This is a genomic window from Mesorhizobium sp. M0491 (assembly GCF_040321265.1).
Classification (GTDB): Bacteria; Pseudomonadota; Alphaproteobacteria; order Rhizobiales; family Rhizobiaceae; genus Mesorhizobium.
Genome location: NZ_JAMYRE010000050.1, coordinates 1 through 7,890 on the forward strand (window position 1 = coordinate 1; position 7,890 = coordinate 7,890).

Sequence of the window (7,890 nt, forward strand, 5' to 3'; positions counted from 1 at the left end):
GCGGGAATCGGTGACGTTGAACATCACCAGCCTGCCATGACCGCCCTCTCTCAGCGAATTTGCAGAACTCTCAGCACACTACCAACGCTCTTGCGGCTTCTGATCCGAAAACTGTCACCGGAATAGCCCCACCTACTGCCCTACTGCCCTAGGACATCTCATGCCCTACCAATCCCCAATTTCCCCCGGCCGTTCCTGGTATGAGGACACGGCGGGACCGAGGCCCGAATATCCCGGACTGGATGGCGACCGGGCATGCGATGTCGTCATCGTCGGCGGCGGCTTTACCGGTCTGTCGGCGGCGGCGCACCTGGCCAAGGCAGGCACCAATGTCGTGCTGATCGACGCTTACCGCTTCGGCGATGGCGCCTCCGGGCGCAATGGCGGGCAGCTCGGCACCGGCCAGCGCGCCTGGGCCGAGGACCTGGAAGCCGAGTATGGCTTGGCCCGCGCCAAGGCGCTGTTTGGTCTTGCCGAAGAGGCCAAGGCGCATCTCCTCGAATTCACTGCCGCCAACCAGATCGATATCGACTATATGCCGGGCCAGCTCTCGGTGGCGCACAAGCCGCGCTATGTCGACGACTACAAGGCGCATGCCGAGATCATGGCGAGCCGTTTTTCCTACCCGCATATCTCGTTCATGGATGCCAGGGAGACGGCGGAGCGGTTGGGCTCGACCGCCTATTTCGGCGGCACGCGCGACACCGGCACCGGCCACATCCATCCGATGAAGCTGGTGATCGGCACGGCGCGGGTGGCAGCGCTTGCAGGTGCGCAGCTGTTCGAGGGGACGCCGTCGACCGGCATCATGTCCAGTGGCGGCAAGGTCAAGGTTTCGACACCGAGGGGGACGGTGACGGCGCAGAAATGCCTGATAGCGGTCAACGCCTATGGCGGCGCGCTCGAGCCGGTTAGTGCGGCGCACATCATGCCGATCGGTTCCTTCATCGGTGCGACCGTGCCTCTGGGAGCGGACTCGAACGTTTTGCCGGGTGGCGAGGCGGTCGACGATTCCCGCTTCGTCGTGCGCTATTTCCGCAGATCGAAGGACGGACGGCTGCTGTTTGGCGGACGCGAGGTCTATGGCGTCAACGATCCGAAGGATATCCACATTCACATCCGCCGCCAGATCGCGGAACTCTATCCGGCGCTCGGGGATGTCGAGATCACGCATGGTTGGGGCGGCTATGTCGGCATCACGGTGCCGAGAAAGCCTTTCGTGCGCGAAGTGATGCCCAATGTGATCTCGGCCGGCGGCTATTCCGGCCACGGCGTCATGCTGTCGAACTACTTCGGTAAACTCTATGCCGAAACCGTTGCCGGCAACCGCGACCGGCTGAAGCTGATCGAGGATCTGAAAATCCCGCCGTTCCCCGGCGGTCGGCGCTTCCGCACGCCGCTGCTGTTCCTGGCGCTCAACTGGTTTGCGTTGCGGGACAGGATCTAGCCGACCGACCTGATGTAATATTGTAATATTCATTGTAACATTTGTTGCCCGTGCGACGCATTGCGCAATTTCCCGCAAAGGCGCAGAATCCCCTATAATGGCGTACTGATGCCACAATCGCAGGCGAAAGCTGCCGGTTCTGGGCGATTGTTCGGGGATTGTTGCGGGACTGCCCGCGTTGTTTTTTTGACCTATGCGGATCAGACGCCGGACTTCCGGCACCGACCGATAGAACGTCGGCCCGCTTATGGAGGTGGCAAGAGTGAGAGAGCCCTTCAGTTTCGGTACGCCGGAACGTCGGCGCTTTGCCATGCAGTTCGGATACGACATGCGGCCCTCCTTCTGGCAGGAAGTCCGTTCGAACTCGCATCTGGTGATCGCCGCGATCGGCACTGCCGCGCTGCTTGGCGTCGCCGCCGTGGCGCTGTGGCTGGCATTGCCGGCCAGCGACAGACAAGCGGCAGCGAGCCCCGAACAGACCATTCCAACGGTTCCGGTGAAGACGACGAAAATAACCCCGGTTGGGGCCGCGGTCGCCGCGGCAGCCGTGCCGCAGGCGCGCAAGTCCGACGCTATTCCGACAACCGTGGCGGCCGCGCTAGCCAACATCCCCGCACTCGCCGCCAACGATCCGCGCTGGACCGGTTCGCAGCCGAAGGACGCCGCCACTTCCGATTCGACTGCCCCCAGCCAGGCAGCGGACAAGCAAGCTGCGGCATTCGCACAGCCGGCAGCCGCTACCGATGCCGCCACCGAACTTGCCAAGGTAGCCGCGCCCAGCGCAGCCGCGGGCAACCATCCCGACGGCGCACAAACCGCCGCCATTCCCGAGGTGCAGCCGCAAGTGCCGGCTCAAGAGCCAGCGGCAGAAGGCGATGACAGCCAGGCCAAGGCGAAGCCCAGGAAAGCCGCAGCCGCCGGAACAGGGCGCATCCTGAGGGCCGTGACCATGCGAAGCGGCCCGAAGAAAAATGCCGCCGCCATCGGTACGGTGCCAGCCAAAACCTCGGTGCAGGTGATGAGCTGCAAGAAATGGTGCCAGATCACCTACAACGGCAAGACCGGCTGGATCTACAAGAGTTACATCAAGACTGGCGCGTGACGTACCCCGCTCTGCGTGAGGCAGGCCTGTTGTTCTGATGCATGTCGTTCTCCCAAACCGGGGCCGCTTCCGAGCGACATACATCAGGCTTTCAGATGCAGCGGCCGCCATCGACCTCCAGCGCCACGCCGGTGATGAAGGCGGCCTCGTCCGAGGCCAGCCAGAGTGCGGCGTTGGCGATGTCGAGCGGCGTCGAAAGCCGGCCGAGTGGGATCGATGCGCGGAACTTCTCGCGGATCTCGGGCGTGTCGGCGCCCATGAATTTCTCCAGCATGCCGGTCTCGCCGGCAACCGGGCAGAGGCAGTTGACGCGGATGTTCTTCGGCGCCAGTTCCACCGCCATCGATTTGGTGGCGGTGATCGCCCAGCCTTTCGACGCATTGTACCAGGTGAGGCCGGGGCGCGGCCGCAGACCCGCGGTGGAGGCCGTGGTCAGGATGACGCCGCCGCCCTGCCGCTCCATGATCGGCACCACGGCCAGTGCCGCGTGATAGATCGCCTTCATGTTGACTGATGTTATCAGGTCGAAGGTGTCCTCGTCGACGTTGAGCATGTCGCCGTTGCGATGGGTGTAGCCGGCATTGTTGACCATGATGTCGATGCGGCCGAAGGCGCTTTTGGCGGCATAGATCATCTCGTCGAATTCGGAGCGTAGCGAGACATCCGTCTGGGTCCAGATCGCCGCTTCTCCGATCTCGCCGGCGACGCGCTCCGCGCCCCTGGCGTTGAGATCGGCGACAACGACCCTGGCGCCCTCCTGCGCAAAACGCCTGGCAATGCCCTCGCCAAAGCCCGACGCAGCGCCGGTGATGATCGCAACCTTGTTTTCCAGACGCATTTTTTTCCGCTCACTATTGGTGACGATCAACGGGCACGTCATTGGCGCTCATCCGCGCAAGCCACGGCTTCTGACCGGATTGGCCGAAAGATGTGGGTCCATCGCCGATTTCTCCTTTGGCTTTCGCGTCGATCCCGCTCTATGCTGCAACTGCGAAGGCTTCCGGAGCCGCGCCTTCGACAAGCCTCCGGGTCATCGGACTGTCAAGGGGCAGGCGCATACACCCAGATGTGACACCATGGCACTGGAAAATTTAAATCGATTAGATTATATCAGCCGCGTCACAGCGACCGGCGTCAAAGCGGACAGACCATGACCAGCCAGATCATCCCCGTCGAGCCTTTCGACTTCATCATTTTCGGCGGCACCGGCGATCTGTCGGAACGCAAGCTTCTGCCGTCGCTCTATTATCGCCAGCGCGACCATCAGTTTTCGGAGCCGACACGCATCATCGGCACGTCGCGCTCGAAAATGAGCGACGAAGAATTCCAGGCCTTCGCCAAACAGGCGATCTCCGAGCACGTCAAACCGGCCGACATCGACGCCAAGGAACTGAAGACTTTTCTGGCGCGGCTGTCCTACGTCTCCGCCGATGCGACGAGCGGCGCCGGCTTCGACAAGCTTAAGAAGGCGATCGGAGACAGCGACCGCATCCGAGCCTTCTACCTGGCGGTGGCGCCGGCGCTGTTCGGCGACATCTCGCACAAGCTGAAAGAGCACAATCTGATCACGCCGAACTCGCGCATCGTGCTGGAAAAGCCGATCGGCCGCGATCTCGATTCGGCACGCAAGCTCAACGACCTGGTCGGCGACGACTTCCACGAAAGCCAGATCTTCCGCATCGACCATTATCTAGGCAAGGAGACGGTGCAGAACCTGATGGCGCTGCGCTTCGCCAACGCGCTCTACGAGCCGTTGTGGAATTCAGCCCACATCGACCATGTCCAGATCACAGTGGCCGAGACCGTCGGTCTGGAAGACCGCGTCACCTATTACGACAAGGCCGGCGCGCTGCGCGACATGGTGCAGAACCATATGCTGCAGCTGCTGTGTCTCGTCGCCATGGAAGCGCCGTCATCGATGGATGCCGACGCCGTGCGCGACGAGAAGCTGAAGGTGCTGCGGGCGCTGAAGCGCATCAACGGCAACGAGGCGCCAAAGCACACCGTGCGCGGCCAGTACCGCGCAGGCGCCTCGGCCAGCGGAGCTGTAAAGGGCTATGTCGAGGAGCTTTCCCACGACAGCAATACCGAGACCTTCGTCGCCATCAAGGCCGAGATCGGCACCTGGCGCTGGGCGGGCGTTCCGTTCTACCTCAGGACCGGCAAGCGGCTGGCAACCCGGGTTTCGGAAATCGTCATCGAATTCAAGCCGATCCCGCATTCGATCTTCGGCGACAGCGCTGGTCCGATCTTCGCCAACCAGCTGGTCATCCGGCTGCAGCCCGACGAAGGCGTCAAGCAGTTCATCATGATCAAGGATCCGGGTCCGGGCGGCATGCGGTTGCGCCAGATCTCGCTCGACATGAGTTTTGCGCAGTCCTTCGATGGCCGCGCGCCGGACGCCTATGAGCGGCTGATCATGGACGTCATCCGTGGCAACCAGACCCTGTTCATGCGCCGTGACGAAGTCGAGGCGGCGTGGAAATGGATCGACCCGATCCAGAATGCCTGGGAAAGTGCCAGGCAGGAGGCGCAGGGCTACACGGCGGGCACCTGGGGCCCATCGGCCTCGATAGCACTGATCGAACGTGACGGGCGGACATGGCACGAGAGCAATTGAACAGCGCCGCCTATAGCTGGAACGGCTTCGCTGAGCGCCAGGAACTGGCGGCAGCCCTTGCCGGCCATGTTGCAGGCAGACTGACCAAGGCGATCGCCGAGCGCGGCACGGGGCTGCTCGCCGTCTCCGGCGGCACCACGCCGGCAAAATTCTTCGCCGCCCTTTCGGCGATACCCATCGCTTGGGACAAGGTGATCGTGACGCTGGTCGACGAGCGTTTCGTGCCGGCCTCTTCGCCACGCTCCAATGCCGGGCTGGTAGCCGCCAATCTGTTGCAGAACGCGGCCAAGGCGGCTCGTTTCGTGCCGCTCTATCACGAAGCCACCAGCATCGAGGATGCGGCCTCGTCCGACGATGCAGCGCTCCGGTCCTTGCCATGGCCGCTCGATGTCGTCGTGCTCGGCATGGGGCCGGACGGCCACACCGCCTCGTTCTTTCCCGATGCCGACGATCTGGCAACGCTGCTCGACCCGTCTTGCGACAGGATCGTGCTGCCGGTTCATGCGGCAAGTGCGGGCGAGCCGCGGCTGACCCTGTCGCTGGCGCGCATCGTCGAAGCCGGCTTCATCGCGCTGCACATAGAGGGTGAGGACAAGCGTGTCGCCTTCGACGGCGCGGTTGCGCCCGGGCCGCGAAAGCCAATCCGTGCCGTGCTCGACGCAGCACATAAGCCCGTAGAGGTTTTCTGGGCCCCCTGAATCTCGATTTACTCTGGTCCCGGCAAACGGCGGGAGGATGTTTCCGGGACCTCGCCTGAAAGGACCGACCGCCATGACCGCCAGACGCGACATCGAAGCCATCACCGAACGCATCCGCCAGCGCTCAAAGCCAGGCCGCGAGCGTTATCTCGGCCGCATCGCCGAGGCATCGAACCGCACCGCCAACCGGGCCGTTTTGTCGTGCGGCAACCTCGCCCATGGCTTTGCGGTGTGCAGCCCCTCGGAAAAGCTCGCGCTGGGCGCCGACAAGGTGCCGAACCTCGGCATCATCACCTCCTACAACGACATGCTGTCGGCGCATCAGCCGTTCGAGACCTTCCCCGCGCTGATCAAGGATGCGGCCCGCGAAGCCGGCGGCATTGCCCAGGTGGCCGGCGGCGTACCGGCAATGTGCGATGGGGTCACGCAAGGCCAGCCCGGCATGGAGCTGTCGCTGTTTTCGCGCGATGTCATCGCCATGGCCGCCGCGATCGGCCTGTCGCACAACATGTTCGACGCCGCCGTCTATCTCGGCGTCTGCGACAAGATCGTGCCGGGGCTGGTGATCGCAGCGCTCACCTTCGGCCATCTGCCGGCGGTGTTCATTCCGGCCGGACCGATGACATCAGGCCTGCCCAATGACGAAAAAGCCAAGGTCCGCCAGCTCTTCGCCGAGGGCAAGGTCGGACGCGCCGAACTGCTGGAGGCCGAGTCCAAATCCTATCATGGGCCGGGGACCTGCACCTTCTACGGCACGGCGAATTCCAACCAGATGCTGATGGAGATCATGGGCCTGCACACGCCGGGCGCTTCCTTCGTCAACCCTGGCACGCCGCTGCGCGAGGCGTTGACCCGCGAGGCGACGAAGCGGGCGCTGGCGATCACCGCGCTCGGCAACGCCTATACGCCTGTCGGCCGGATGATCGACGAACGCTCGATCGTCAACGGCGTCGTCGGCCTGCACGCCACCGGCGGCTCGACCAATCACACCATCCACCTGATCGCCATGGCGGCGGCGGCCGGCATAGCCATCACCTGGCAGGATATTTCCGACCTGTCGGAGGCGGTGCCACTGCTGGCGCGGGTCTATCCGAACGGCCTCGCCGACGTGAACCATTTCCACGCCGCCGGCGGGCTCGGCTTCCTGATCCGCGAGCTGCTCGACGAAGGCATCTTGCATGAGGATGTGCAGACGGTGTGGGGCGAAGGCCTGCGGCCCTATGCGGTCGAGGCAAAGCTCGGCGCCGACGGAGGCGTGGTGCGCGAGGCCTCGCCGAAGGCAAGCGGCGACGAAAAGGTGCTGGCGCCGTTCAACAAGGCATTCCAGGCGACCGGCGGCCTGAAGGTGCTGTCAGGCAATCTCGGCCACGCCGTCATTAAGACTTCCGCGGTGAAGCCGGAGCGGCGTATCATCGAGGCGCCGGCCAAGGTCTTCGACAGCCAGCAAGGGCTGAACGATGCGTTCAAGGCCGGCACGCTGATCGGTGATTTCATCGCCGTCATCCGCTTCCAGGGGCCCAAGGCCAACGGCATGCCGGAGCTGCACAAGCTGACTACCGTGCTCGGCATCCTGCAGGATCGCGGCCAGCGCGTGGCGCTGGTCACCGACGGACGCATGTCGGGCGCCTCCGGCAAGGTGCCGGCGGCGATCCATGTCACGCCGGAAGCGGTCGAGGAGGGTCCTATCGCCAGGATCCACGAAGGCGACATCATCCGGCTCGACGCCGAAGCCGGCACACTCGAAGTGCTGGTGCCGGCCGGCGACTTCGCTTTGCGCCGGACGGCGGATGCCGATCTCATCGGCAACGAGTTCGGTTTCGGCCGCGAGCTGTTTGCCGGCTTCCGGCAACTGGTCGGCCGCGCCGATCATGGCGCCAGCGCCTTCGGCACGACATGACGGCAATTCTGCGTAGTTCATGAAAAAGGGCGGCACATGGCCGTAATGCAGTTCACTTAGGCACCTTCAGTGTTCTGACAGGATATTTGGCTGGTAGCTTTTTGACGACACGGGGGCATGATCGCC

6 protein-coding genes are annotated in these 7,890 nt (G+C 63.7%); 5 read left to right on the forward strand and 1 reads right to left on the reverse strand.

All coding sequences use genetic code 11. The features are described from left to right. Positions 1-160: 160 nt before the first annotated feature. Complete coding sequence (locus NKI69_RS33135) at positions 161-1,447, forward strand: NAD(P)/FAD-dependent oxidoreductase (RefSeq protein WP_023809184.1); 1,287 nt, start codon at positions 161-163, stop codon at positions 1,445-1,447. A 262-nt stretch (positions 1,448-1,709) separates the two neighbouring features. Then, positions 1,710-2,549, forward strand: coding sequence for an SH3 domain-containing protein (locus NKI69_RS33140; RefSeq protein ID WP_023809185.1), 840 nt, complete (start codon positions 1,710-1,712; stop codon positions 2,547-2,549). A 91-nt stretch (positions 2,550-2,640) separates the two neighbouring features. On the opposite strand, the gene NKI69_RS33145 is transcribed toward NKI69_RS33140, so the two are convergent. Then, complete coding sequence (locus tag NKI69_RS33145; RefSeq protein ID WP_023809186.1) at positions 2,641-3,387, reverse strand: SDR family oxidoreductase; 747 nt, start codon at positions 3,385-3,387, stop codon at positions 2,641-2,643. 312 nt (positions 3,388-3,699) lie between these two features. Between NKI69_RS33145 and zwf the strand changes: the two genes are divergently transcribed. From zwf to edd, 3 genes are all read left to right on the forward strand, one after another. Then, positions 3,700-5,169: a glucose-6-phosphate dehydrogenase gene (gene zwf, locus NKI69_RS33150; protein WP_023809187.1), complete on the forward strand. Its 1,470-nt coding sequence runs from the start codon at positions 3,700-3,702 to the stop codon at positions 5,167-5,169. Next, the gene (pgl, locus tag NKI69_RS33155; RefSeq protein WP_023809188.1) at positions 5,151-5,867 is read left to right on the forward strand and encodes a 6-phosphogluconolactonase; all 717 of its coding nucleotides are present in this window, start codon (positions 5,151-5,153) and stop codon (positions 5,865-5,867) included. The genes zwf and pgl overlap by 19 nt, the downstream gene beginning before the upstream one ends. 73 nt (positions 5,868-5,940) lie before the next feature. After that, positions 5,941-7,764, forward strand: a complete 1,824-nt coding sequence (edd, locus tag NKI69_RS33160) for a phosphogluconate dehydratase (RefSeq protein ID WP_023809189.1) — start codon at positions 5,941-5,943, stop codon at positions 7,762-7,764. Positions 7,765-7,890: the final 126 nt, after the last annotated feature.